The sequence below is a fragment of the Paenibacillus xylanilyticus genome, from assembly GCF_013359935.1.
Taxonomy (GTDB): Bacteria; Bacillota; Bacilli; order Paenibacillales; family Paenibacillaceae; genus Paenibacillus; species Paenibacillus xylanilyticus.
The window spans coordinates 66,591-91,278 of record NZ_JABMCB010000202.1 but is presented as its reverse complement, the minus strand read 5'-3'; the positions used below and the strand labels follow the sequence as shown (position 1 = coordinate 91,278).

At 46.5% G+C, this 24,688-nt stretch carries 23 protein-coding genes; 6 read left to right on the top strand and 17 right to left on the bottom strand.

What is annotated here, in order from left to right:
• Window positions 1–12: 12 nt before the first annotated feature.
• A complete protein-coding gene (gene rpmG / locus HP552_RS27250) occupies window positions 13–162 on the bottom strand; it encodes a 50S ribosomal protein L33 (RefSeq protein WP_024631975.1) in 150 nt (49 codons plus the stop codon).
• Window positions 163–484: 322 nt separating this feature from the next.
• A complete protein-coding gene (locus tag HP552_RS27245) occupies window positions 485–1,828 on the bottom strand; it encodes a hypothetical protein (RefSeq protein ID WP_175398518.1) in 1,344 nt (447 codons plus the stop codon).
• Between the two features lie 315 nt (window positions 1,829–2,143).
• Between HP552_RS27245 and HP552_RS27240 the strand changes: the two genes are divergently transcribed.
• Both HP552_RS27240 and HP552_RS27235 read left to right on the top strand, forming a co-directional pair.
• Complete coding sequence (locus HP552_RS27240) at window positions 2,144–3,184, top strand: permease (RefSeq protein WP_175398517.1); 1,041 nt, start codon at window positions 2,144–2,146, stop codon at window positions 3,182–3,184.
• Between the two features lie 104 nt (window positions 3,185–3,288).
• A complete protein-coding gene (locus HP552_RS27235) occupies window positions 3,289–4,287 on the top strand; it encodes a TIGR03943 family putative permease subunit (protein WP_175398516.1) in 999 nt (332 codons plus the stop codon).
• Window positions 4,288–4,444: 157 nt separating this feature from the next.
• Here HP552_RS27235 and HP552_RS27230 read toward each other — a convergent pair whose 3' ends face one another.
• From HP552_RS27230 to deoR, 6 genes are all read right to left on the bottom strand, one after another.
• Complete coding sequence (locus HP552_RS27230) at window positions 4,445–5,746, bottom strand: pyrimidine-nucleoside phosphorylase (protein ID WP_175398515.1); 1,302 nt, start codon at window positions 5,744–5,746, stop codon at window positions 4,445–4,447.
• A 304-nt stretch (window positions 5,747–6,050) separates the two neighbouring features.
• On the bottom strand, window positions 6,051–6,758 hold the full coding sequence (gene deoD, locus HP552_RS27225; protein WP_175398514.1) for a purine-nucleoside phosphorylase: 708 nt from the start codon (window positions 6,756–6,758) through the stop codon (window positions 6,051–6,053).
• A gap of 136 nt (window positions 6,759–6,894) precedes the next feature.
• Complete coding sequence (gene deoB / locus HP552_RS27220) at window positions 6,895–8,073, bottom strand: phosphopentomutase (RefSeq protein WP_175398513.1); 1,179 nt, start codon at window positions 8,071–8,073, stop codon at window positions 6,895–6,897.
• A gap of 29 nt (window positions 8,074–8,102) precedes the next feature.
• Window positions 8,103–9,293 (bottom strand): NupC/NupG family nucleoside CNT transporter, encoded by a 1,191-nt coding sequence (locus HP552_RS27215; RefSeq protein ID WP_175398512.1) that lies wholly within the window; start codon window positions 9,291–9,293, stop codon window positions 8,103–8,105.
• A gap of 184 nt (window positions 9,294–9,477) precedes the next feature.
• On the bottom strand, window positions 9,478–10,128 hold the full coding sequence (gene deoC, locus HP552_RS27210) for a deoxyribose-phosphate aldolase (protein ID WP_175399129.1): 651 nt from the start codon (window positions 10,126–10,128) through the stop codon (window positions 9,478–9,480).
• 203 nt (window positions 10,129–10,331) lie between these two features.
• Complete coding sequence (deoR, locus tag HP552_RS27205) at window positions 10,332–11,270, bottom strand: DNA-binding transcriptional repressor DeoR (protein WP_175399128.1); 939 nt, start codon at window positions 11,268–11,270, stop codon at window positions 10,332–10,334.
• A gap of 260 nt (window positions 11,271–11,530) precedes the next feature.
• Here deoR and HP552_RS27200 point away from each other — a divergent pair, with 260 nt between their 5' ends.
• Window positions 11,531–12,157 (top strand): FMN-dependent NADH-azoreductase, encoded by a 627-nt coding sequence (locus HP552_RS27200; RefSeq protein WP_175398511.1) that lies wholly within the window; start codon window positions 11,531–11,533, stop codon window positions 12,155–12,157.
• 87 nt (window positions 12,158–12,244) lie between these two features.
• Here the strand turns inward: HP552_RS27200 and HP552_RS27195 are convergent, their stop codons facing one another.
• The 4 genes from HP552_RS27195 to HP552_RS27180 all read right to left on the bottom strand — a co-directional run bounded on the left by HP552_RS27195 (window position 12,245) and on the right by HP552_RS27180 (window position 16,782).
• Window positions 12,245–12,595 carry a hypothetical protein gene (locus HP552_RS27195; RefSeq protein ID WP_175398510.1) on the bottom strand — a complete coding sequence of 117 codons (351 nt, stop codon included), beginning with the start codon at window positions 12,593–12,595 and terminating at the stop codon, window positions 12,245–12,247.
• Between the two features lie 133 nt (window positions 12,596–12,728).
• Window positions 12,729–13,391: a class II aldolase/adducin family protein gene (locus HP552_RS27190; RefSeq protein ID WP_175398509.1), complete on the bottom strand. Its 663-nt coding sequence runs from the start codon at window positions 13,389–13,391 to the stop codon at window positions 12,729–12,731.
• A gap of 27 nt (window positions 13,392–13,418) precedes the next feature.
• Entirely contained in the window at window positions 13,419–14,921 is a 1,503-nt protein-coding gene (locus HP552_RS27185; protein ID WP_175398508.1) for a rhamnulokinase, read from the bottom strand.
• Between the two features lie 70 nt (window positions 14,922–14,991).
• Window positions 14,992–16,782, bottom strand: coding sequence for an L-fucose isomerase (locus HP552_RS27180; protein WP_175398507.1), 1,791 nt, complete (start codon window positions 16,780–16,782; stop codon window positions 14,992–14,994).
• Window positions 16,783–17,183: 401 nt separating this feature from the next.
• Between HP552_RS27180 and HP552_RS27175 the strand changes: the two genes are divergently transcribed.
• Complete coding sequence (locus tag HP552_RS27175) at window positions 17,184–18,200, top strand: LacI family DNA-binding transcriptional regulator (RefSeq protein ID WP_175398506.1); 1,017 nt, start codon at window positions 17,184–17,186, stop codon at window positions 18,198–18,200.
• A 129-nt stretch (window positions 18,201–18,329) separates the two neighbouring features.
• Here the strand turns inward: HP552_RS27175 and HP552_RS27170 are convergent, their stop codons facing one another.
• From HP552_RS27170 to HP552_RS27160, 3 genes are all read right to left on the bottom strand, one after another.
• Window positions 18,330–19,223, bottom strand: a complete 894-nt coding sequence (locus HP552_RS27170; RefSeq protein ID WP_175398505.1) for an NAD-dependent epimerase/dehydratase family protein — start codon at window positions 19,221–19,223, stop codon at window positions 18,330–18,332.
• A gap of 125 nt (window positions 19,224–19,348) precedes the next feature.
• Entirely contained in the window at window positions 19,349–20,068 is a 720-nt protein-coding gene (locus HP552_RS27165) for an SAM-dependent methyltransferase (protein WP_175398504.1), read from the bottom strand.
• 30 nt (window positions 20,069–20,098) lie between these two features.
• Window positions 20,099–21,079 carry a Gfo/Idh/MocA family protein gene (locus tag HP552_RS27160; protein ID WP_175398503.1) on the bottom strand — a complete coding sequence of 327 codons (981 nt, stop codon included), beginning with the start codon at window positions 21,077–21,079 and terminating at the stop codon, window positions 20,099–20,101.
• Between the two features lie 176 nt (window positions 21,080–21,255).
• On the opposite strand from HP552_RS27160, the gene HP552_RS27155 reads away from it, so the two are divergent.
• Entirely contained in the window at window positions 21,256–21,840 is a 585-nt protein-coding gene (locus HP552_RS27155; RefSeq protein WP_175398502.1) for a bifunctional transcriptional activator/DNA repair enzyme AdaA, read from the top strand.
• A complete protein-coding gene (locus HP552_RS27150; protein ID WP_175399127.1) occupies window positions 21,840–22,658 on the top strand; it encodes an SPL family radical SAM protein in 819 nt (272 codons plus the stop codon). Before HP552_RS27155 ends, HP552_RS27150 begins: the two co-directional genes overlap by 1 nt.
• 86 nt (window positions 22,659–22,744) lie before the next feature.
• Here HP552_RS27150 and HP552_RS27145 read toward each other — a convergent pair whose 3' ends face one another.
• Window positions 22,745–23,851, bottom strand: coding sequence for a Gfo/Idh/MocA family protein (locus HP552_RS27145; RefSeq protein WP_175398501.1), 1,107 nt, complete (start codon window positions 23,849–23,851; stop codon window positions 22,745–22,747).
• Window positions 23,852–23,949: 98 nt separating this feature from the next.
• A complete protein-coding gene (locus HP552_RS27140; RefSeq protein ID WP_175398500.1) occupies window positions 23,950–24,675 on the bottom strand; it encodes a ThuA domain-containing protein in 726 nt (241 codons plus the stop codon).
• Window positions 24,676–24,688 lie beyond the last annotated feature (13 nt).

The following is a 24,688-nucleotide window of genomic DNA, read 5'->3' as shown; positions in this document are numbered from 1 at the left end:
GACAAAAAAATTTTACCTTGTTTCCCGGTGAATGGTCATTTTCTTCAAACGCGGTGAGTATTTTTTCAACTCAATCCGTTCAGGGTGGTTACGCTTGTTCTTCGTTGTCGTATAGTTGCGGTCTCCGCACTCGGTGCAGGCTAAGGTTACAATCACTCTCATGGTAGTGCCTCCTTTGGTTTAATCGTAATATTTACTATTTAATGATATTAATCCATGTTTTTTCTTTTGTCAACTCCATGAAGGGAATGGATCTCTAAGTTCTCTCCAGTTCATGTGCATCTCTTTTTCTGTGAGGTGCTTAAATGAAATGTAACAACTACTCAAGTCATAATAATCTTCTAAAATAATATTTTAATAATTAAAAATAAGCATAGCATCGTTTTTGATACTCAATCTCATAAAAAGTAAAAATTCGGTAAAGTATACTCTTAAAAAAATGAGTTTACTTTACCGAATAATAAATGCAGTGTCTCCGATATGTTTAAATTAATTTTGATGATTGAAATTTTCCCGGATTTAAGTTATAAAGAATGATTGATTTTTTCTCCCTGGCTAGCTGATTGTAACTTATTCCCAAGAATAACCATGTAGTCAGATAGGAAAATTCCGGGACAGAAATCATTAAGGATACATAAATTACAAGCAATGCAACTTTAAGTCCATCATTAAAATAGTTACCCTTTAATTTAAATATCGGATATAAGAAAAAAATACTGAAGAGAATAAAGCCAACAATACCACTATTAACTAATAACGTAGAGAAAAAATCGGTAGACCTAACATACCCAAATCCTACTCCAAACAATTTGTTGAAAAATGGCATATGAGAAAAGTAATCAAGGTGAGTGAACATAGAAGAAGATCTTTGACTTCCTGATTGAGAATCAATTTTACTAAAAAGTAAGAATTCGAGCACACTGGCAACTCTTTTGTAATTAAGGATTACTAATATTGTAGAAAAGTATATTAGTATTTGACAGTATCTATCTCTTAAGTGGTAACGCAAAACCCTATAGATAAAATAAATTAAAATCCCTAAAAATGCGGTCGAAGAGGTAGATAAAATTAATGCTATTAACATAGGTATGTGTAATAAAGGTTTTCGTAAATGTATTGCGAATATCCACAGAGGTAGCACAGTGAGCGCAAATGCACTTGGCTCGCCCGTTAGACTCTTCATTCTGAGGGTGTCTAATCCAAAAGCATCAGTTCTCTGACTCATGCTTCCTAATCTCGGGTCCCCGTTAATATCTAAAGCAAACACTCTGTTACTTAAAAAGTCTCCAGTAGTCCCGAATATTAAATAATAAAACCATTCGTAAAACCCATAAACAAGAAATATAGTCGTGCCTATAAATATGTACTTATTCCACTCCTTCTTATAAAAATACTTAGCGTAAAAGCAAATTATTGACGCAGCAATAAGATATATTGATTGAGTAAATAGGCTGGATCTTAAAAAGATATGCCCATTTTCGTTTACTAAAATAACATTATGAGCAAAATTGTAGTCATAGCCTCCATTCATTTTGAATAGAACAGTTAGTTGTGCTAAACCATTAAACAGGGTCAAAATATAAATAAAAATGATTATGTCTCTATAAAAAAAACTTGTTAACTTTTTGAGTTCGATATTGTTTTTTAATTTTATGCTAATAGCGAACAAAAGCACAAAAGCAACAGATAACAGGGATAGAAGTAGCCCTGGTGTTGTTCCTGGATTAGAGGGCATCAACACCCAAGAATTTATAGGCAATACAACTGCCCAAATTTTAAAGTAATTATTAAATGGATTAGGTTCAGATAAAGCTTTAATAGTTTTCACCTCTCATATTCGTTTGATACAAATTGTATCATGAAGCGAGTTTTGTATCAATGCCAAAGTCTATGTAGTAAATCAGTTTTTATACATATTTATTTTTACCTAAATGAACTTCATTATAAAAAATGACTTATCTTTAAGACCTCATACTTTCTATTATCGTCTTTAATCCGACATGACCCTTCTTTCGTTTGTCAACTTTCTGGTAAAGAGAATTATTAAATCGTAACAATTATGATTAAAATGGCAAAGCGTGTGTATGTTGCTGAATGTACAGGCATATAGTTTATTAAAAGTCCGGTTGTGGAGGTCTGCCTAATGAAGCTTGCGGCCAATCTGAAGCTCCTGTCATTCCTTATTCCCTGTGCCTTTCTTGTTCCCGTGATGATTACAATGGCTCCGGATCTCAAACAGGCATGGAACAGTGAAGCTTTGCAAAATATGAAAACAGTATTCATAGGCATCTTCCTTGAAGCAGTCCCATTTCTACTGATCGGTGTACTGCTGTCTTCGCTCATGCAATGGTTCGTATCCGAAGAAATGGTACGCAAACTCACACCAAAGAATCCTATTGGCGGTGTGCTGGTGGCTGGATTGCTCGGGATCATATTCCCTATCTGTGAATGCGGCATGATTCCAGTAGTACGGCGGTTGATGCATAAAGGAATGCCAGCTTATATCGCGGTAACGTTTATTCTTAGTGGTCCTGTTGTTAATCCGATCGTGTTTACCGCAACTTTACTAGCTTTTCCATCCCATCCCGAAATAACAATCGCCCGCATGGGACTGGCGTTTGCCGTCGCAGCTTCAATTGGGGGGCTGGTCTATCTTTTTGTTCGAAAGAATCCTTTACGTAAGCCAAAGGTTGCCGTGACAGAGGTCAAGACTCATCCTGGATTCAAAATGGCCCAACCCCATACGCATGCCGAAAGGCATGATCATAACCATACCCATGAGAAAAACTGGCGCAGCTTCTTCATTCATGCCGGAGATGAATTTGTAGATATGAGTAAGTACCTGGTCATTGGTGCACTGATTACAGCTTGCATTCTGACGTTTATCAGCCGCAGTGATCTGATTGCACTTGGGAACGGCCCTGTGGCCTCCTATGTATTTATGATGGGATTTGCATATGTATTATCTCTGTGCTCGACCTCTGATGCCTTTGTGGCTTCTGCGTTCTCTCATACTTTTGCGCTGGGACCGCTTTTATCATTTCTTGTTCTCGGGCCCATGCTTGATTTTAAGAGCACACTCATGTTGCTTTCCACCTTCCGCACAAGGTTTGTCATTGGGTTAAGCATGGCCATTATTGTTCTCGTCTTCGCCGGATCGTGGTTGATAAACCTTCTGGTATAGGATAAAAAACAAATTACATTCCGGTATTCATACATCATGAAGCAAGTGGAAAATTAAATTCTGCAGCATATATGTTCACTTCAATAATGATAAGAGGTGATTAGATGACTCATCCTGCATCCTTTCAAATCCATACTCCCAGCTCCAGAAGACATGCCGTTCAATGGTACTCATTGATTCGTGCCGTCTGGATTGGTGGTCTTGCCGTATACATCTTCCATTTGAACGCAAATGATTCTCTTCACTATTATCTGGCCCCCACGATGCAGCGACTGTTATTATGCAGTCCTATACCGCTTTTGTTCATCGCGGTCGTTATGGCTTGGCATGCACTCATTGGTCATGGTCAAGTCCATTGTGATTGTGAGCACCCTCCTCCGTCCGGGTGGTTTCGCAGTTCGATGACCTACAGTCTGATTATGTTTCCCTTACTGCTCGGTTTTTTGCTGCCCGATCAGGCACTGGGCAGTTCGATGGCTAGTCAGAAAGGCATGTCGCTGTCTTACACCCCGCCAGAAATCCGGCGTAAAGAGCCTGCACCCGAAGATACGGTCAAATTGGATATTCAAGATCTTGCACAAATTCAGACGACCGTTGTTTCCGGGTCAGCCAGTAAAGTGCAAGTGCAATTCATTCCTCCCGATGAATACAGCCGTGAATTCGCTGAGTTGGCCGAAAAATTGTATGCCGAATCGATCATCAAAGTATATCCAGAAATATTTTCAGAAACGCTTGGGACCATCGACATGTTTCAGCGTCAATTCGCCGGCAAGGAGATCTCCCTCACTGGATTTGTCTATCGTGATCAGAGCATGAATCACGAATCACACTTTGCGCTCGGTCGTTTCCTTGTCATGTGTTGTCCTGCAGATGCGGCGCCCTTTGGAGTCATGATTCACATCCCTGACGCTGATACATTCCCAACCGACAGCTGGGTACAAATAGACGGAAGCATCGGCTCCGCTCAGGTAAATGGCAAGGACACCATTGAGATTCGGGCAACGAAAATAATTCCTGTTTCCGAGCCATCCACCCCGTATATTTATACCAATGCGGATTCCGTAATGGCCTATGATAAACTGAAGGGCAAAAGAGAGGGATAGCTCAAGCTCAAGCTCAAGCTTAAGCTTAAGTTTAAGTTTAAGTTCTGGATCCATTCTCACTTTCAAAAACAAGGAAGAACCCGAAACCATAAAAATATGGCTTCGGGTTCTTCGGATTCAGGTTCAATATGAAAAACCTCTCGACATCACCTGATATTTATTCCGTTACGATATCATGAACGAGCACAGGAGCATCAGCATGATCTGCAATCGTAATATTTTCTTTGATCTTGGCGATCACGTCTGCCACATCCTCACGATTGGCATGGATCGTTACCAGTGACTCGCCAGCTTTGACCGGGTCGCCCACTTTTTTGTTAAGCATCAATCCTACGGCAAGATCAATCTCCGATTCTTTCGTTGCACGCCCTGCGCCAAGCAGCATCGCAGCGGTTCCGATTTCGTCAGCTACGATTCCGGCAACATATCCATCCTGATCAGCCGGGACTTCAATCAGATATTTCGCCTGTGGCAAACGATCAGGATGATCTACAACTGATGCATCGCCACCCTGGTTTGCCAGGAAATGCTTGAATTTCTCCAGTGCCTTCCCGTTCTGGATCACTTCTTTCAACTTCTCCTCAGCTTGTTCCAGGGAGTCTGCTTTGCCAGCGAGGAATACCATTTGACGTCCAAGAGCCAGACACAGTTCTTCCAGATCTTTCGGTCCTTTGCCTTGCAGCGTCAGAATCGCTTCTTTTACTTCGAGGGCGTTACCGATGGCCAATCCGAGTGGTTGAGACATGTCGGAGATAACCGCCATCGTTTTGCGCCCAACATTGTTACCGATGCTTACCATGGCATGTGCCAGTTCTTTTGCATCTTCGGTTGTTTTCATGAAGGCACCCGCACCTGTTTTCACATCCAGTACGATGGCGTCAGCACCTGCTGCAATTTTCTTGCTCATGATGGAGCTGGCGATCAGTGGAATGGAGTTGACCGTTGCTGTAACGTCACGGAGTGCATAGAGCTTTTTGTCAGCAGGTGTAAGGTTGCCGCTTTGACCAATAACCGCTACCTTGTGTTCGTTAACGAGCCTGATAAACTCTTCTTTCTCCAGCTCTACGTGGAAACCAGCAACGGATTCCAGTTTGTCCGTCGTTCCGCCTGTATGGCCCAGACCTCGTCCGGACATTTTGGCTACGGGAACATCCAGGGCAGCAACAAGCGGTGCTAGAACCAATGTTGTTGTATCGCCTACTCCACCCGTCGAGTGCTTGTCTACTTTGATGCCTTCAATGGCGGACAGATCAATCGTTTCGCCCGAATTTACCATCGACATCGTTAGATCTGCGCGTTCCTTGTCGGTCATATCCTTGAAAAATACTGCCATCGCCCAGGCGCTGACTTGATAATCCGGAATATCACCTTGTGTATATCCTTGAACAACAAAATCAATCTCAGCTGTCGTCAGTTCTTTTCCGTCACGTTTTTTGGCAATAATGTCTACCATTCTCATGATGATCTCTCCTTTGTTGTGGTGGGTATTTACACGGTCACTCCGATGGCAGAACAACCTTCCGACCGCTGTTATCCCCAAATTTTTCGATTCCCTTTTTATAAGGGGAAAATCCGGTGATAAAGGCGGACGCTTCACTTCTTCAGGTTCCTTCTGCCCTCTCCGTTATCGTGTAATTTTGTTTGTTGTTGTGGTGAAAACCTTGAGATAGAGTCGAGGCGCTTCGCTTCTTCAAAATGGATCCGTTTCCTTCACTACGTGCTAATAACAAGTTTCAATTCAAATCAATGGATATTAGCGTAATTTACAGCGTGATTGCTGTTTCAAGTGCGACAACCATCATGTCGTTGAACGTTTTTTGACGTTCTTCGGCAGTGGTTTCTTCGCCTGTCAACAAGTGGTCGCTCACAGTCAGGATCGTCAATGCATTCACGCCAAACTTAGCAGCAATGGTGTAAAGAGCTGTTGTTTCCATTTCCACGCCAAGTACGCCGTGCTGCATCAATTTTTCTGTAACGGAACGGTCGTCGCGATAGAATGAATCGGAGCTAAATACGTTACCGACATGGATCTTCAGACCTTTTGCTGTTGCACGGTCATATGCTTCTTTCAATAGGGAGAACGTTGCAATTGGAGAGAAATCATATCCGCCAAATACAAGCTTGTTCATGCTGGAATCCGTACAGGAAGCTTGTGCCAAAATGACGTCACGAACACGTACATGCTCCTGCATACCTCCACATGTTCCCACACGAATGAGGTTTTTGACGCCATATTCGCTGATCAATTCGTTGGCATAGATGGCGAACGATGGAATCCCCATGCCTGAACCTTGTACCGAAATACGGTGTCCTTGATATGTACCGGTGAAACCAAGCATTCCGCGAACTTCGTTGTAACAAACCACATCTTCAAGATACGTGTCTGCAATAAACTTTGCGCGCAGCGGGTCTCCTGGCAAAAGGATCGTTTCTGCGATATCTCCGGGTTTGGCTCCGATATGTGTACTCATGGTTAAATCTCCTCCAGTTTATCCATTGGTTTAGTGATGGCCAGGAACCGGAGCGGCCGCAGCTGCTCCATGGTTACCTGTACCATTCTTTATTAATTTATCTAGCGACTTGATTGCTTCCGTTGACCACGGAAATTTATTTTAAATCTTTCAGGAAGCTTGTACCGTATTCCGGCAGTTTAACACCAAAGTTGTCAGAAACCGTTGCGCCAAGATCGGCGAATGTGCTGCGCAGTTCAAGCTGCTTGCCCTTGCTGAAGCGAGGGGAATACACAAGCAATGGCACATACTCACGTGTATGGTCCGTACCACGGTACGTTGGGTCGTTACCATGGTCAGCTGTAATGATCAGCAGGTCATCGTTCGTCATTTTGTCAAAAATCTCAGGCAGACGCGCATCATAATCCTCCAGGGCTTGAGCATATCCTTGCGGATCACGGCGATGACCAAACAATGCATCGAAATCAACCAGGTTCAGGAAGCTGAGACCTGTGAATTCTTCATCCATCGTTTCGGACAACTTGTCCATACCGTCCATGTTGGACACCGTGCGAACAGACTTGGTTACCCCTTCTCCGTCATAGATATCTGCGATTTTACCAAGGGCAATGACGTCAAATCCTCCGTCCTTAAGCTCATTCATAACTGTACGGCCGAACGGTTTGAGCGCATAGTCATGACGGTTCGCAGTACGTTTGAAATTCCCTACTTCGCCAACAAACGGGCGTGCAATAATGCGGCCCAGCATGTATGGATCGTCGAGCGTGATCTCCCGGCAGAATTCACAGATTTCGTACAGCTCTTTCAAAGGAACCACATCTTCGTGTGCAGCAATCTGCAGAACGGAATCCGCCGAAGTATATATAATGAGGGCACCTGTTTTTACATGCTCCTCACCCAGCTCATCAATAATTTCCGTGCCACTGGCTGGCTTGTTCCCAATGACTTTACGGCCTGTCTTCTCTTCAATGCGCTGAATCAGCTCATCCGGGAAGCCGTTTTCGAATACTCGGAAAGGCGTATCAATATAGAGTCCCATGATCTCCCAATGGCCTGTCATGGTGTCTTTGCCCCGGGACGCTTCCTGCATTTTTGTATAATACGCTTTAGGTGAATCCGAGACAGGAATGCCCTCAATTTCTTTAATGTTGGACAGTCCGAGACTTGCCATATTAGGCATGTTCAAACCTCCGCGTTCACGTGCAATGTGACCAAACGTATCCACATCGTAATCATCAAATTCTGCCGCATCCGGCGCTTCACCGATACCTACAGAATCCATAACAATCAGATGTACTCTTTTAAATGTTGACATAACTTACGCACTCCTTCCAATAATCCGGGTTACAAGAACAGTCCGGTGATGATCGCAGACAGCACGCTGACAAGCGATGCACCGTAAAGCAGCTTCAGACCGAAGCGGGCCACCACATTGCCCTGTTTTTCATGAAGTCCCTTCACCGCACCAGCAATGATACCGATGGACGAGAAGTTGGCGAACGATACGAGGAAGACGGATACGATACCTGTTGTACGAGCAGACAGCGTAGTTTGTTTGGTCAGATCCAGCATGGCGACGAATTCATTCGACACCATTTTGGTTGCCATAATACTTCCCGCCTGAATCGCTTCCTTCCAGGGAACGCCCATAATAAACGCAAAGGGTGCAAACACATAACCAAGCAGTTCCTGGAACGAAATGCCGAGAACAGCACTGAATATCCCGTTAACGAGCGCTATCAGGGCGACGAATCCGATGAGCATTGCTGCAACAACGATTGCCACTTTGAATCCGTCCAGAATGTACTCACCGAGCATCTCGAAGAACGATTGTTTTTCCTCTTCCTGCACTTCCAATATATCTTCTTCCTCGGTTACCTTATACGGATTCACGATGGAAGCGATGATAAAACCGCCAAACAGGTTCAGCACAAGCGCTGTAACCACATATTTCGGATCGATCATGGACATATAGGCACCGACGATGGACATCGATACCGTGGACATGGCTGAGGCACACAACGTGTACAGCCGATGCTTTGGCAGCAAACCGATTTGTTTTTTAACGGATATGAATACTTCAGATTGCCCCAGAATGGCGGAAGCAACCGCGTTATATGATTCCAGTTTGCCCATTCCGTTGATTTTGCTTAATACCAGACCAATATATTTTATAACAAAAGGTAAGATTCGGATATACTGCAATATCCCAATGAGGGCGGAGATGACAACGATTGGCATCAATACGCTGAGGAAGAACGGTGTTCCTACGGTCTCTGCACCTACGGTAGTCAAATCACCAAATACAAACGCAATCCCTTCATTCGCATAATCAAGCAAACTTTTAAATACGGTCGCGAATCCACCAATCAGCCATGTGCCCACTCCTGTATTCAACAGAGCATAAGCCAGGATCACCTGCAAAACAATCATGACGGCCAGCGGCCGATAACGAATATTCTTTTTACCGTTGCTTGCGATATAAGCCAGTCCAAACACAACGAGTAAACCCAGAATGGCAATCAGAAATTTCATTGTATCTCTCCTTTGAAGGTAGTTAAGCCAGATGTTCGTTTCAACTCAAAGGCTCATACGGTAAGATTAAACTTTCAGAAAATTTGTGAAGCGCTTACAAATAATTCATTGGATAAGGATCAGGACCTGCTCCCCATAGCCGGAAAATACCGGATTCTGGAGAACAGATCATTAACCTTTAGAATTAATAAGAAGATGTGGACTGTCCACCCTGCATGATCTTCACGCCTGAGCTTGCTCCAATTCGAGTTGCTCCTGCTTCAATCATTTTTTGCATGTCTTCCAGACTGCGTACCCCACCCGATGCTTTTACGCCCATATCTGGTCCGACTGTGCGACGCATCAATGCGATATCTTCCGGCGTTGCTCCGCCTGTGGAGAATCCCGTTGACGTTTTGACAAAGTCAGCACCAGCTTTCACGGCTGCCTGACACGCGCGTACTTTTTCGTCATCCGTAAGCAGACAAGTTTCGATAATGACTTTCACCAACGCTTTGCCTGCAGCGGCTTGAACAACAGCACGAATGTCTTGCTCAACGTAATCGTCTCTGCCATCTTTCAGCGCGCTGATGTTGATGACCATGTCTACTTCCGTTGCACCTTTGGCAATAGCGTCTGTCGTTTCGAACGCTTTGGTTTCAGAAGTCGAAGCTCCAAGAGGAAAACCGATAACGGTACAAATATCCACGCCACTGCCTTGAAGCTGCTCTGCTGCATAAGAAACCCAACCCGGATTCACACATACAGAAGCAAATTGATACTGTTTTGCTTCTTCGGTCAGTTTGTCCATTTCACTTTGCGTAGCATCCGCACGAAGCAAGGTATGATCGATCATTTTGGCTAATTGAGCTGAAGTCAATTGAATCTCTCCCTTATCTGAACTGATTATTTATAGCCTTACACTAACATGAACATATGTAAAAATCAATATGAACTTTTGTTCATCCACTTTAGTAAGTGAAACAACGGTTATAGCTTCTGCCTAAAAAAGCAAAACATCCGCCGAATTTCCGTGGCAGATGTTGTCATCATATTGAACTAGAAACGGAGCAAAGCCTGCGCTGTATATTGGTCTGTTACCAAAATGTTAGCATAATGCCCTTTGAGCGCAGCGTGAATGGCTTCAATTTTACGTTGCCCCCCGGCAACAAGGATTGATTTTTCCTTATTCCGTAATTCGGCCAGGTCAATCCCTACGGTTCTGCTATTGATTTCTTCACTGATTAATTGTCCATCCGCATCAAAAAATCGTGAGCAGATATCGCCTGCACCCGAATTCATCAGCAATCGCTGTTCTTCCTCGTTAAAGTATCCAAGTTTAAACAGGAGTGCATCTTCCTTTACGGTACCCACGGTAAACATGGCAATATTCGCCTGTCTGCCGAGTTCAACGATTCTTCCGATGTGTCGGTCGGCTTCCACCATTTTTTTGACTTCGATATTGTCGAAAATCACGGGCAAAGGCAGGTATCGCGGGACGGTATGATACGCTTCTGCAAACAGATGCACGATCTCTGCCGCATACGTATTCACGTGTGAATGGCTTATGCCACCCTTTAGCTGCACCACTTCAACACCTTTAACCTGCTTGGCCCGAAGCTGTTTGGCTACCGCGTACATCGTCGTTCCCCAGGTCACACCAATAATGTCTGCATCCTGAACAGTATCCTGCAGGTAGTCAGCTGCTCTTTTACTAATATGTTTCTGTATTTCTTCATCACTCTTCAGTGGAGCAAAACAGACGAGTGCGGTATCCAGATCATATTTGGCTTTGAGTTCTCCGGCAATGATATCAATGTCCTCGAGCGGGTCCATAATTTCAATGCGCACATAACCGCGGTCTTTCGCATACTGGAGCAGCCGGGATACGGTTGGACGGGACACGCCCAGCCTGACGGCAATATCCTGCTGGCTGTAATCCGACTGATAGTACAATTTGGCTGCTTCAATGCTTAATCGTTGTTTCTCCAGATCCATTCCCATTTGCGCTCATCTCACTCATCCATGGTATCGTTAGAAATTCTTTCTCACATTGCTCACTCACAATAATTACGCTGCTAGTCCTGTTCATTATACATCATTCAGTACCAGGTCACTATTCCTCTTCTGAAGCTTGTTTTTAGGCAAGATACCCGAATAAAGGATTAAAAAGAGATCCATGATGCATACTACTGCGGTCGCTTTATCGTTTAGGAAATCATTCTTCACCAAAATACATTACTGAGAGGACGAATTGCATGCCCACCCTATTGTATATTACTGCCCATCCTCACGATCATGAGACCTCCTTCAGTATGGCTGCAGGTCAAGCATTCATAGAAGCATACCGGGAGAGCCATCCTTCGGATGAAGTTGTACATCTCGACCTGTACCGATCCAGCATCCCGCATATTGATGCAGATGTATTCAGTGGCTGGGGAAAACTCCAATCGGGCAGTGAGCTGACTGCGGAAGAGCAATCCAAAGTTAGCCGTCTGAACGAACTGTCAGATCAATTTGCATCAGCAGACAAATACGTTTTTGTTACACCCATGTGGAATTTCTCGTTCCCTCCGATCATGAAGGCTTATATCGACTCCATCTGCGTGGCTGGCAAAACGTTTCGTTACACGGAGCAAGGCCCAGTCGGACTGTTGACCAATAAAAAAGCGCTGCATATTCAGGCCCGCGGCGGCATTTATTCCGAAGGACCTGCGGCACAAACCGAATCCGGACATCGTTATCTGAGCATCATCATGTCCTTCCTCGGCGTTCCCAAACTGGAAGGAATTTTTGTGGAAGGCCATAATCAGTTCAAGGAACGGGCTGATCAGATTAAACAAGATGCGATTGAACAGGCTCGTAAGGTAGCGAAGCAGTTCTAAACCTCTATGTGAACAGTAAAGCCCGCTTGCCTCCCTTTCAGTTCATGGGTCAGCAAGCGGGCTTTTATATGATGACGATGTTATCCCTTACTGTTGACCAGCACGGGCACGACTTATGGTTTCTAGTTTTCGGGTTATGGCGTTACGGTCTACTTTCAGACCCCAGATCATTTCAATAATTTGTTCTTTCTCTTCCGGAGAATCCGCATGCTTGAGCTGCATTAACAGATCATGCATCTGTTCGTTAATGCCTTCAAACTGGTTCCAGAGATCCTGTCTTATTTCTTGGGAATCCAGATGACGATTAGCATCCACTTCTTCTTTTAGAGCTTGCAGAATGGAGTTTTTCCATTCATCATCGCCTAACTGTGCCGCTATGTTCAGGAGATCCAGATAATCGTCAACAAGAAGTGAGTTCAATTCAGCGTGTGTTTTCATCGTTTATTGCATCCCCTTTTCGCCTATTTACCAAGTATTATACTCGGTATTTCAGGATATGCAATAGTTGTCGGAAAAAGTTGCAGTATCTAGTGGTTCATGTCATGTTTTGACGAAAGCGATTGCTGAGACCTCAGGACTTGAGCTGCTGTAACAGCTGCACACGATAAGCTTCACTTTCAAGCGACTGAATCTCCTTGTATTGTTCAGCGGTAAGTACTTTGGGTTCGCCCGCTGCTTTTGCAATCATATACACTTTCGCACTCTCTTCCACCACTTGGGTCCGGTAATAGGCTTCCCTCAAATTTTTTCCCGTAGTAACCAGCCCGTGATTCACGAGAATAAGCGCTGAATGAACCTCTACCTTAGCTGCCACTGCATCGGCAAGCAGTTTGGTTGTGGGAAGAACATACGGAACAAACCCGATATCTCCTACAAGTGCAGACTGATCGGGGAAAAGGTGCGGCAGCTCATCGAACACGAGACTCAGTGCAATGGTATATGCAGGGTGAGTGTGAACGATCGCCTGGATGTCAGGGTTTACGCGATAGCTGTACAGATGCATCAATACTTCGGAAGAAGGACGTGTCGATCCGGCACGTGGCTCACCTGTCGCGATATCAACGGCAATCCATTCGTCGGGATCGATATCCTCAAGTGCATAACCACTCGGAGAGAGCAGCATCGTACCCTCTGCACGAGCACTCAAATTCCCTCCGGGACCTACCACCAGACCTTGTGCAACCGATCTGCGCGCATATTTTGTCAGCTCTTCTCTTACCTGCTGTTCAGTCATGTTCTTCCCCACTCCTTCTTATTCTTTTTAGTTGGACCCTTTTGCTAACTGCTGATTCAGACTTTGATAGATTTCATAGGCTTCCTGCCATGGTTCCCTATCCTCAGGCTCATACGTTTCCAGTGAGTAAGAAGCGGCCACGATGTCCCTGACCTCGGACGAACTGCTCACTTCGCCATGCGCCACCAATTGCAGCATGCAATTCCCTGCCGAAGCTGCCTCCACTGGACCCGCCACTACCGGGATTCCGGTTGCATTGGCCGTGAACTGGCATAGCAGACGATTTTGCACACCACCACCGACCATATGAATCACATGAGGTCTGCTCCCGGTGACAAGCTCCAGTTCATCCAGAGTCTGTCTGAATTCCAGCGCCAGGCTTTCCAGAATACAGCGTACAATTGCCCCGATCGAGTCCGGAATGGTCTGCCCGCTGGTTCTGCACTGACGACGTATTCGCTCAGGCATATCACCTGGTGGTAAATATACTGCATCTCCCGGCAGAACAAAGCATTGGTGTGCTGAAGCCGTGTCGGCCAACTGAACCAGTTCTTGATGAGTGAATGCTTTGTTTTCGCGTTCCCATTGCCTTTTGCACTCCTGCAAAAGCCAGAGACCGGATCGGTTTTTCAAGGTTCGCACCTTGCCGCTGACCGTTCCTTCATTCGTGAATCCCAGTTTGCGGCTCTGTTCATCGAGTATGGGGGCGTCGCGTTCCACACCCATTAATGACCACGTACCACAGCTGATAAAAGCAAAATTAGGATCTGATGCAGGAATGGCTGCGAGTGCAGATGCAGTATCGTGTGAGCCAACCGATATGACCTGCATCGGTCCGGTCCGCAGCTCCTCGCGAAGATCATCTGTCAGCTGTCCCAGCACCGTGCCTGCCTGTACCAGGGGCGGAAGTAATGTTTCAGGCACACCAAGACGGCCAAGCAATGATTCATTCCACTGGGCCTCTCCTGCATGCAATAAACCACTCGTACTGGCAATTGTATATTCACAAGCCTGCTGGCCTGAGAGATAAAAGTGAAACAAGTCTGGCATGAACAACATCCGCATATCCGGTCGTAAACCTTCAGCATTTTCCCGCAAACTTCCGATCAGTTGAAATATCGTATTGATTTGCTGTGGCAAAACGCCGGACATGGTGTATAGCTCCTCTTCATTGACAATACGCAGAGTCTCTTCCATCCATTTTGAATTACGCGGTTCCCGGTAATGACGGGGATTCGAGCACAATCTTCCTGCGCCATCCACCAGGCCATAATCAACACCCCAGGTATCCACAGCGATCGAACGTACCGGTTGAGTCAATTCTTGGGTACCCTTCCTAATACCTTGTTTAAGTTCATGGAACAGTCTTAGAAAGTCCCAATATAAACCGTCTCGGAGCTGCACGGGGTCATTGCTGAATCGATGCACTTCCTGTAACGAGATCTTATTTCCGTCAAAACTACCTCTGACAATCCGGCCGCTTCCAGCACCATAGTCAGCAGCAAGTACATGTGTTGCCTGAGTCCCCATCTCTCATGCCTCCTTCTTTTGAAGAACGCCACGTTCAGGTCAGGCTGAACATGGCGTCTGACATGCTGGCTTATCGGTATAAAGGTCCAAACACGCTGCATGCGCGATAATCAGCGCTTTCAGGTTCACTTGTTCCAAATAATCCCCAGGCTCGCGGACGGAATATTTCGGATTCAGGAACATTGTGCATACTCACCGGAATCCGCAGGATTGAAGCCAGTGTCAGGAGTTCGGCTCCGATGTGTCCATAGGAGATAGAGCCGTGGTTCGCGCCCCACTGATTCATCACTTCATAAACAGAGGTAAAGGCTCCTGCTCCGGTCAAAATCGGGGCAAACCAGGTTGATGGCCACGTCGGATCCGTCCGCTGATCCAGCGTATCATGCACTTCTTCAGGCAAATCCACGGTGTATCCCTGCGCGAGCTGTAGTACAGGGCCGAGACCTTTGACCAGATTCAGCCGAGTCATGGTTACGGGCATGCCGCCTTTGGTCAGGAAATCAGCGGAATATCCGCCGCCTCTGAAATATTCGACCGAGGCCGGTCTCCACGATGTTGCTTGCAGACAGCTCTGCACTTCTGCGTCTGTAATTTCCCAGAACGGCTTGAGGACCGGCTCGCCATCTTTTGACTGCTGTCCAGTTCCGTCTAATGCCGCAGAGCCCGAATTGATCAGATGCAGAATCCCGTCCTTTGCTTTCCCTTCCAATTGGTGTCCTGTAACCCGTGCAACCGAATCCGGGCTCCAGTAGGTCCGTACATCCGCAAAAATCTGCGCCGTATGGGTGAGCAGTGAGCCGAATAACATCGACACCCCGTTCAGACTGTCGTTTTCTGTGGCAACCAGATAAGGTGAACGTTTACCGTTCCAGTCAAAGGATGAATTCAGGATCGATTCCAGGAAATCACCATTAGGTGCGTGATCCGTCCATTGCCGCTGCCCCTGGAAGCCGGATACAATCGCATGGTGACCCATCGATTCCTCTGTGAAACCAAGCTCTGCCAATTTTGGATTGCCGGCCATGAGGTCACGTACGATTTGAGTCATTTTTACAACGGTTTCCCACTCATATTCTTTGCGCTTGCGGTCGGTCTGGAGGTGAGCCGGATTATTATCCGGTCCTTCACTGCAATTCTCTTTCACCCATGCCAGCGCCAGCTTGTATTCTTCGGGATCATAAATTTCTTCCTCAATCCGCCGGGTCAACTCGCTCATGTCCACATATTCGTTCCGCATGCCGAGATATTCTTGAAAAAACGAATCATTCACAATGGAGCCTGCAATCCCCATGGATACCGAACCAATAGACAGATAAGCACGACCCTTCATTGTAGCCGCTGCAAGCCCGGCTCGGCTGAAACGAAGCAATTTCACACGAACATCTTCAGGAATGGTGGTGTCCCCGCCATCCTGAACATCCTCCCCATAGATTCCAAATGCCGGTATCCCCTTCTGGGCATGGGCAGAGAGTACAGCTGCCAGATAAACCGCACCCGGTCGTTCCGTACCGTTGAAGCCCCAGATGGCTGTAGGAATCGAAGGCGACATATCCATTGTTTCCGTACCATAGCACCAGCAAGGGGTGACGGTGATCGTAACACCAACATTGGAACGGTTAAACAGCTCTGCTGCCGCTGCTGCTTCAGCTACACCGCCAATACAGGACTCGGCAACAACACATTCAACCGGGGTACCATCGGGATAACGAAGCTCTGCAGAGATCAGCTCAGCAACTGATGTCGCCATGCGCATCGTCTGTTCCTCCAGTGATTCCCGGACTCCCTTGCGTCTGCCATCAATAGTGGGACGAATACCAATCTTGGGAAATGCCTGTTTATAACGGTAATCCTGATGTGTCATACTAAACGTCCTCCTCAAATGTTTTCTGGATTGGTACGAATTGATTACACGTTGTCTTGTCAGGATGCAGTTAAAGCGGTCAGACCACGGCTTCAGTTGGCCCGATACCCATTGATGCGCCAGCCCGAAGCAAGAGATTCAGAATAATTGAATGCGTTTACATAATGCGATTTAACAAAATCCACTCTATTTATCGATTTCAATATGTAGTCCCCATGGCCGCGGAACAGAACTCGCTAGAGCAGAAAAGTACACGGTGATATGAAGTTTTATTCAAATAAAAAAGGTTCATTTCCAAGTTTGGGTTATCGGTAACCCTAACATAGCATGCACCCATATTGCTGTCAATTGGCATTTTCCTATAAAATGATAAGACTATGTTGCGGAAAGGTTAGATTCCATTGATCACTATTTATGATATTGCCAAGAAAGCCAACGTTTCTGCCATGACGGTCTCCAAAGTGATTAATCAAACAGGTCGAATCAGTACGGCCACCAGAGAACGTGTGCAGAAGGTCATAGATGAGCTCGGATATATCCCCAATTCGAATGCACGCAGTCTAGTACTTCAGCGAACACAGATGCTGTCTCTATTGATCACAGATATTACCAACCCTTTTTATACCACACTTGCCCGAGGAGCCGAGGATGCAGCCAATGCTCGCGGTTATCGGCTCTTGTTCAGTAATAGTGATGAAGACTACAACAAGGAAAAGAATTATGTGGAGACGATTCTGTCAACACGCGTGGACGGTGTACTTTTTGCACCTGCGGGGGATCGCTCTATTGACCACTTGAAGCAGTTACAGGAGAGGAACATCCCATTCGTCATTCTGGATCGTACCGTGCCTGGTATTACATCGGATGTGATTGCCGGGGACAGTCGGGAAGGCGCGCTTCTCTTAATCCGGTATCTTACGGAGCTGGGTCACCGGCGCATCTCTCTCGTCAACGGTTCTTCCGAGGTTTCTACTGCCAGACTAAGGGAAGAAGGCTATGTAGAGGGCTTACGAGAAGCAGGAATACCTTTTGATCCGGAGCTTGTCCTTCGGACCGGTTATCGCGATTTCAGTGACGAAGCTGGAATCAAGCGATTACTTGCACAACCGGAGAAACCAACAGCTATTTTTGCTGCCAATAATATGCTGGCCATTGGAGTTATTCGTCTTTTGCGTAAAAGAGGGCTTCGTGTACCGGAAGACATATCTGTCGTCTGTTTTGACGATTTGGATCTGGCTTCCGCTTTTGATCCCTTCCTGACCGTAGCAGCGCAGCCTGCATATGACTTTGGTGCGATCGGCATGCAAATGCTCATCGACAGAATTGAGGGAACGGCACAGCCTGAATCCCAAACGGTCATTCTGCCATCGGAACTGCGCATCCGCGCTTCAGCTTCTGTACCTCCCGCTATTAACTGATCACTTGAATTAAAAACAAGCTGCATAAGGAACTAATCATTTTTGTGCTCACGAAATACACAAACAGGACGCCACAGAGCTTTTCACTCCCGTGCGTCCTGTTTTTGGTACTTGAATATGGTCCGGGGTTCAACCCTCAGACTGAAGGGCCAGGGCCACTTCGCGAACAAGACCTGGAAACCAGTCCATCAGAGCTTCGAACGTATAACCGGCCTCTTCTGCCTTGGATGTCTCCATCGTCCATGATTCCGAGATGCCGAAGGGGGACATATCTTCTTCGGCGGTTTGGTGTAACACCTGGGACTGCATGCCTGTAACGGTCTCAATCAGATTCATCATGGCAGATAACGTAATGGAGCCTTTCGATGCTGCATTCACGGGTCCAGTAATCGTTGAATGCCCCAGCCAGGCGAGAAATCTTGCTGCTTCTGTTGAATTGATAAACCCAATCTCGGCTTCCGGATTCGGCATACCGATCGGTTTGCCTTTTTGCACATGCTCAATATGAAAATGCAGTCTTCTCGTATAATCATCAATTCCAAGTACAATTGGAATTCTCATCGCCGTAACCGGGAAGCTCGCTTCCTGAAAGAACACTGCTTCAGCAAGGCGCTTACCTTCCCCATATGAAAAATCTTCGTGGTTCCCATATTTCAATGGATACGTGTACGGGTCAAAATCCGCTTCCGTAAAACCGGGTTTGGGATCGCCATACACAGAAAGCGTCGATGTAAGTACATATCTTTGGGTGCGTCCCGCAAATGCTTCACATGCCGACTTCGCTGCATCCGGCGAGTAACAGATATTATCGTACACCACATCCCACATGTCGGTCTTTGCTGCCTCAGCCAGAGATTGCGGATCCTCCCGATCTATCTTGATCCGGTTCACTTCTGGCCCGAAGTCCACGCTCGTTTTGCCACGCGTCGCAACCGTAATTTGCGATTGGCCTTCCCACAGCAAATGATCAACCAGACGTTTGCCGAAGAATCGTGTCCCGCCAAGTATGAGTACTTTTCTCATCCGATAAACCTCCTACCCTCTTCTGGTGTTTCATTCATTATAACGAGGTTTGCCATGCTACAACAAATATACCCCATAACGCAACCGCTAACCTTGTCCTAAGCCAGGATAGTGAATGGCCAATTTTAAAAGCTGGTTTTCACAATATGGAGCATGGTATCGGCACCCTGTTGAAATTCATACCCCGTCTTTACTTCAGAAACCGTGCAGCCTTGTTTTTCAATCAGAGTCTTCAGCTCATCCATCTTCTCATAACGTATTCCGGAAAGCTCTACTGTAGGGAAAATCCGAAGCTCGTATCTGGTTACACGCAGCAGCTCAAGAATGGTTTGCGCATGAAAATTGAAGTCCAATCGATCTGCATACGTAAACAGAAAATGCGCGGATAACGTCAAATCGAATCGTTCATCAGCGAAAGGAAGGACGGGCAGTTCAGAATAGACATAGCGATCAGGAAATTCTCTCATATCTGCCGTAGAATCCTGTAGTGCACGTGTCCTAGCTTGTTTCAAACCATCAATCGAACCGAAATAGTCCCATCTGTATCTTTCACGCACCTGTTCCAATTGCTTGATGGTGTGCTCAATGTCCTGCTGCCCTTTGTATTCCAGATTATTAATCGCGAACTGGTAGGCAATATCCGATGCCATGGAATCCGCACCCTGTCTGCGGGAACGGCTGCTAAATGAACAAGCTCCGCCCGGACAATCCAGAATGGATCTGCCTCTGAGATCTTCCGGGGTAAGGCCGAACATCAGCATATATTCCTCGTAGGTCCTTCCAATAAAAATAATCTGCTCCAGTTCAAGGCTTAAGTCCTTGTTGCTCAGCTCTTCTCTACTCATCTCGTCTCAGCTCACTTTCTTGTTCTCGAATTAATCGTTCGGGAAAACCAGACCGATCTGCTTGCGGATCTGATCCATCACCTGCATGGTGGTATAGGAACGTTCATAGGTATTCATCTCCGATTCCGTTTTTCCCTGCTGAAGCAGGTTAACGAACTCCTCTACCTCATAATACATGGCCGGATAGGTCTGCTCGACGGTCAATGGTTCTACCGTACCGTCATTGTAGCGAATTTCCGCATGTTCAGGGGAGCCAATCTTATCGATGATGATGCTCCCGTGCTCTCCCATAATTTCGCTTGGTACATGGGAATTTGAGATTTTGGAGTAAGTCACTATGGCTTCCATCCCATCGTAACCGAGAAGCACGCTACCCTGACCGTCAACGCCCGATTCCAGCATCATCGCCTGGGCTTGAACCTGATTTGGCGCACCAAATAACGTGACTAGCGGGTACAGGCAGTATACACCCAGATCCATCAATGCGCCGTTTGCAAGTTCCGGTTTGAATGCATTGAGCACAATACCCTCTTTGTACTTATCGTAACGCGATGAATACTGACAGTATCCCGCTACATATTTGCGCACGGGTCCGATTTTATGTAGGTGCGCTTGTACCATTTTGAACGTGGGAACAAGCGTTGACTTCATGGCTTCCATCAGCAATAAATCATGATTACGCGCCGTGTCTATCAAACGGCGGACCTCAGCAGCATTGGCAGCCAGCGGTTTTTCACACAACACGTGCTTTCCGTTTTTTAGGAAAATCTCTGTCTGATCAGCGTGATACGTATTGGGTGTAGCAATGTAGACGGCATCTATCGCATTACTAGCAGCCATTTCCTCCAAGTCCGTAAACCGATACTCTGCATTATATTTATCTGAAAATGCATTCGCCTTATCAGCAGTCCGTGAATAGACAGCTGTCAGTTCAAAGCCCTTTACTTGTGAAGCAGCTTCTAGAAGCCTTTCTGTAATCCAGTTGGTACCTACCACTCCGAAACGAACCATTCTTACCTACCTCTTTCATGAATAAATTTCGCATGTACACCATCCTGCTCATTGTAGCATATTTCATTCCATGTGAAAGAAAGACGGGATGTCTTGCTATTGAAATCTTGCTTTTTCATGTTCAATTCGGTTGAACATTGTTCAAACAAGGGTATAATGTGTCGAGAGGTGATCCTATGGAACGTCAGGAAAAATCCCAATCCGATTCCATTCCCATAGATGAAATACGATGGACTGCCATTTTCAGCAATGACAGTGCCTACGACGGCAAATTTTATTACGGAGTCAAGACGACAGGCATTTTTTGCCGACCTTCCTGCAAATCCAAAGAGCCCAAATATACAAATGTGCTGGTTTTCAGCCATCCTGATGAAGCATTGGCGCAGGGCTTCAGACCATGCAAACGATGCAAGCCTACAGGTGAACGTGTGCCTGATCAGGAATGGATCTCTACGGTAACGGACTATATCGAACTTCATTATGCGGAAACTCTTACACTTGATGTGCTTGCCCAGATTAGCCATGGAAGCCCGTATCATCTGCATCGCGTATTTAAACGGATTACCGGAATGACTCCGGTGCAATATGTTCAGGAAAAACGAATGACTGAGGCGGCCGAATTACTGGTGAGTACCTCGCTAACGGTCACAGATATTGGTCACCGTGTAGGCATAGCCAATTCTGCCTATTTTATTGCTGTATTTCGCAAGCATACGGGACAGACGCCAGCCCATTATCGCGAACAGAGGCATCCCAAATGATGAAAACCAATCTGCTATATAAAACACCCAAAACATTGTTGAACAAAGGATCCGGTTTTCTCAACGGTTACACCCATACGCTCAATCCCTATACCGGTTGCTCTTTTGCATGTTCTTACTGTTATGTACGACAAATGCCCGTTTCCTTATTCCGCAAGGAGGATTGGGGAACTTGGGTTGATGTTAAACAAGAGGCTGCGAGCATACTCGTTAAGGAGTTAAAGCGTGCTCGCTCGAAAGGCAAGATTACGTTGTTTATGTCCTCAAGTACAGATCCATATCAGCCTGCTGAATATAAAGAGCAGATTACCCGTTCATTGCTGGAAGTCATGATCGACCATCCGCCGGATTTCCTGTTGGTTCAGACCCGGAGTCCTCTCGTAACGCGGGATGTGGACCTACTGCAGCAGTTAGGTGAACGTGTGCGTGTAAGCATAACGATCGAAACGGATCTGGATGAGATCCGTAAGCATTTCAGCCCCGCTGCACCACCCATTGCTGGAAGATTGCATGCACTGGAACAATTAAGGGATGCGGGCATCCCTACCCAGGTTGCGATTGCACCTGTGCTGCCCAGCAGCGAGAACTTTCCAACCATCCTGAGGCCGCTAGTTCAACGTGTATGCATCGATGATTATTTCATGGGCGATGGCAGCGAAGGCAAACGAACCCGAAGACTGGGTATGGAATCGCTCTATCAACAAATTGGCATGGAAGACTGGTATCATCCAGAAGCCTATCGCATCCTTGTGGAGCGTATGAAAAAGCATTTTGCGGACCATGAGATCTGGATCAGCCAGGCCGGGTTTGAGCCCTAGATAACGTTGTATGCCAAAAAGAGCCCTGCTTCCTTCAATGGAAGACAGGGCTCCTTTATTACTATATCGAGCGTGTGAACGATGTATTATTGATCAAGTGTATATAATGCCAAACCTTCAGGCAGTGCAGCAGGGCGCTGACAAGTGCTTCTCATTTTATAGAAAGTCTGCTCATCGCTTGAATCATGGAAGGCCCACATCGCTTCAAGAACGTGGTAGGCGAGGTCTCCACTCGCTCTGTGAGCGCGACCGCTTTGAGCGGCGTAGGCCATATCAGCTACACCAATTCCGCGTGTGTTCTCCTGGTATCCTGGAAGTAACGGAACTTCCGTCCAATCCTGTTCACCCAGCAACCGGTAGCGCACAGGGCCCCCAAACGTGTTGGGATCCGGTACCTGCAGAGTGCCATGCGTCCCATATACCTCTATCGGAGGCAATGCACTTCCTCCAAAAACATCGAAGCTGGTTATCAACGTGCCAATGGCTCCTTGCTCGAACTGCAGCAGTCCTGCCACATGCGTTGGAATGTCCACGGGGATGGTTTGCCCCCTCTTTTTCTCGCTGGTAATTGTACGCTCTTCCATTGCTTTGCCTGTCATGCCAGCAATCGAACTGATCGGCCCCAGCAATTGTACCAACGCTGTCAGATAGTATGGTCCCATATCGAACATCGGTCCGCCACCTGAGGCATAATAGAACTCCGGATCGGGATGCCAGTGTTCATGTCCACGGCTCATCATAAACGCTGTAGCGGCCACAGGCCTGCCGATTACGCCATCCTCCACCAGCTTGAGCGAGGTTTGGATGCCAGAACCGAAAAATGTTTCGGGTGCGCATCCAACCAGTAATCCTTTGCGTTTGGCCGCTTCAAGGACAGCCTGCCCTTCTTCCCGAGTGACTGCTAGTGGTTTTTCCACGTAGACATGTTTCCCCGCTTCCAGCGACCGCAGACAAACATCTGCATGGACAGCAGGAATCGTCAAATTGATGATCAGTTCAATCTCGGGATTGGCCAGCATTTCATCTACCGTGTATACATTGGGAACATTGTAGGCTGCTGCCTGCTCCTCGGCCCTCGTACGGTCAATATCCGCTACGGCAACCAATTCAAGAATTTCGAACCGATGACAGTTTTCCATATAAATACTGCTGATTTTTCCACAGCCAATAATGCCTACTTTCATAGTTTTCATGCATGTGGGCCCCCTTCACGCGGATCGGATTTGTGAAATGCTGATGAAGTATATCTTTTTTTCATATAATACTTGGTTATCATGGAATGAAAGCAAAATTAAGTTTGGTTATCGGCCATTCCCGTGTAAACTGCAGCTGCGTTCCCTGCGTTGTTCTTCGCAATTTCTTTGCCTGCCGCAGTCCATCTAAAGCCACTACGCATCATTTCAGTGACTTGCTCCATCTCTACGATGTCTGCATGATGACCGAGCGAGTTGTAGAATACACGGCCAGCACCCCAGCGTTTCGTCCATACAACAGGCATATCCACAGGTCCATTGGCTGAATGAGGACCTTCTACGACAGGAAAACGCGTTGTTGCCAGCACTTCCACTGCAGGGTCTACGTGCAGGTAGTACTGCTCGCTTTTTACCTGAAAATCTTCGATGTGGTCCAGCAGCGGACTCGAACCGCGCTTGATGTTTACCGTGTACTCCACGCCATCATTACCCGGGTGTGCAACCCACTGCCCGCCAGTCATGAACTGCCAATCCACGTTGTTCCGGAACGCGTCACACATCCCGCCGTGAATACCTGCCAAGCCTACGCCACTCTGAACGGCAGCCGATACGTTATTGACCAGCTCCTGTTCAATCTGTCCCATCGTCCACAGCGGAACAATCAGATCCAGACCGAGCAGTTTCTCAGCGTCTGCGTAAGCTTCCAATGTATTCGAAACTTCAACCTCAAACTGCTCTTCCTTCAGAATGCGTTCAAAAATCGCTGCTACCTGCTCCGGTTCATGTCCATCCCAGCCGCCCCATACAATCAGTGCCTTGCTCATCGCTATTCACTCG